This is a genomic window from Sphingomonas sp. Leaf20, from assembly GCF_001421535.1.
Taxonomy (GTDB): domain Bacteria; phylum Pseudomonadota; class Alphaproteobacteria; order Sphingomonadales; family Sphingomonadaceae; genus Sphingomonas.
The window spans coordinates 1690001-1692502 of the sequence record NZ_LMKN01000001.1 but is presented as its reverse complement, the minus strand read 5'-3'; the positions used below and the strand labels follow the sequence as shown (position 1 = coordinate 1692502).

2 rRNA genes (1 of these 2 running past the window's edge) are annotated in these 2502 nt (G+C 54.6%); both read right to left on the bottom strand.

The annotated features are described in order from the left end of the window. Positions 1-29: 29 nt before the first annotated feature. Positions 30-144 (bottom strand): 5S ribosomal RNA (gene rrf, locus ASE72_RS07785). Positions 145-365: 221 nt separating this feature from the next. Then, a 23S ribosomal RNA gene (locus ASE72_RS07780) occupies positions 366-2502 on the bottom strand (it continues 661 nt past the right edge of the window).

Genomic DNA, 2502 nt, shown 5'->3' with positions numbered 1-2502 from the left:
GTGTGCTTGCATGTTGCACGGGCTTCAATGCCTGGCGACGACCTACTCTTCCATCGCTTGAGCGATAGTACCATTGGCGCAGTCGGGTTTCACGGCCGAGTTCGGAATGGGATCGGGTGGGACACCGACGCTATAGCCACCAGGCAATGGAGCCGGTGCGACATGCGTGCGCGTGAATATCTGGGTCCCTCGAGCGTCGCCTTGCGGCGAAGCTTGAGGGTTTTAAAATCGATACCGTGCTTGGGTGTAATGTGTTGGACCAATCCCTCGACGGCGAGGGGATTGGCAATCTGGCGTCGTCTTAATCATCCGCACGCATCGTTGGCTAGCTGGTTGCCCAGTGTTGTCATTGATGGTGTGAGACTCTCAAGCGCGAATAGAGCAATTAGTATCGGTTAGCTCCATGCGTTACCGCACTTCTACATCCGATCTATCAACGTCGTGGTCTCCGACGGCTCTATGAAATCTTATCTCGAGGGAGGCTTCCCGCTTAGATGCTTTCAGCGGTTATCCCGTCCATACATAGCTACCCAGCTGCGCTCCTGGCGGAACGACTGGTACACCAGAGGTATGTTCAACCCGGTCCTCTCGTACTAGGGTCAACTCCTCTCAAATTTCGACGCCCACGGCAGATAGGGACCAAACTGTCTCGCGACGTTCTGAACCCAGCTCACGTACCACTTTAATTGGCGAACAGCCAAACCCTTGGGACCTGCTCCAGCCCCAGGATGTGATGAGCCGACATCGAGGTGCCAAACAACCCCGTCGATATGAGCTCTTGGGGGTTATCAGCCTGTTATCCCCGGCGTACCTTTTATCCGTTGAGCGATGGCCCTTCCACGAGGGACCACCGGATCACTATGACCGACTTTCGTCTCTGCTCGACTTGTCAGTCTCGCAGTCAGGCGGGCTTATGCCATTGCACTCTAACAGACGGTTTCCGACCGTCCTGAGCCCACCATTGCGCGCCTCCGTTACTCTTTAGGAGGCGACCGCCCCAGTCAAACTACCCGCCACAGAGGGTCCCTGTTCCGGCTTACGGAACGAGGTTAGACATCAGAAACAAACAGGGTGGTATTTCACCTATGGCTCCACATCAGCTGGCGCCGATGCTTCAAAGCCTCCCACCTATGCTACACAGTTTCTTCCTAATGCCACTCTGAAGCTGCAGTAAAGGTGCACGGGGTCTTTCCGTCTAACCGCGGGTACTCCGCATCTTCACGGAGAATTCAATTTCGCTGAGCATGTCCTGGAGACAGTGGGGAAGTCGTTACGCCATTCGTGCAGGTCGGAACTTACCCGACAAGGAATTTCGCTACCTTAGGACCGTTATAGTTACGGCCGCCGTTTACCTGGGCTTCATTTCAGAGCTTGCACCCCTCCACTTAACCTTCAGGCACCGGGCAGGCGTCAGGCCCTATACGTCGTCTTGAAGCCGACTTAGCAGAGCCCTGTGTTTTTGCTAAACAGTCGCTACCCCCTGGCCTGTGCCCCCTCAAAGTGCTTGCGCATAGTGAGGGCCTCCTTCTTCCGAAGGTACGGAGGCAATTTGCCGAGTTCCTTCAGGACACTTCTCTCAAGCGCCTTGGTATACTCTACCTGACCACCTGTGTCGGTTTCGGGTACGGTCTATACGGTGGGGCTATTTCCTGGAACCATTTCGAAGCCTGCTCAATCCGATAAGAGCAGACAACACACATGATCCGTCACACACCACCAGGCCCACGAATATTAACGTGGTTCCCATCGACTACCCCCTTCGGGCTCGTCTTAGGGGCCGGCTCACCCTGCGCGGATTAGCCTTGCGCAGGAACCCTTGGTCTTTCGGCGAGAGGGCATCTCACCCTCTTTATCGCTACTCATGTCTGCATTCGCACTTCCGATACCTCCACGACCCATTACCAGATCGCTTCACAGGCTTACGGAACGCTCCGCTACCGCGTACCACATAAGTGGCACACCCTAAGCTTCGGCACGTATCTTGAGCCCCGTTACATCTTCGCCGCAGGACCTCTTGTTTAGACCAGTGAGCTGTTACGCTTTCTTTAAAGGATGGCTGCTTCTAAGCCAACCTCCTGGTTGTTTTGGAAGTCCCACATGCTTTCCCACTTAGATACGATTTGGGGGCCTTAGCTGTAGGTCAGGGCTGTTTCCCTTTTGACGACGGACCTTAGCACCCGCCGTCTGTCTCCCGCATATCACTCTTAGGTATTCGGAGTTTGGTTAGGTTTGGTAGATCTCGCGACCCCCTAGCCCATCCAGTGCTCTACCCCCTAAGGTGTTCGTGCGAGGCACTACCTCAATAGTTTTCGCGGAGAACCAGCTATTTCCCGGCTTGATTGGCCTTTCACCCCTAAACACAACTCATCCGGTAACTTTTCAACGTTAATCGGTTCGGACCTCCAGTGCATGTTACTGCACCTTCATCCTGGTCATGCCTAGATCGCCGGGTTTCGGGTCTAATACATCAAACTATGGCGCCCTATTCAGACTCGCTTTCGC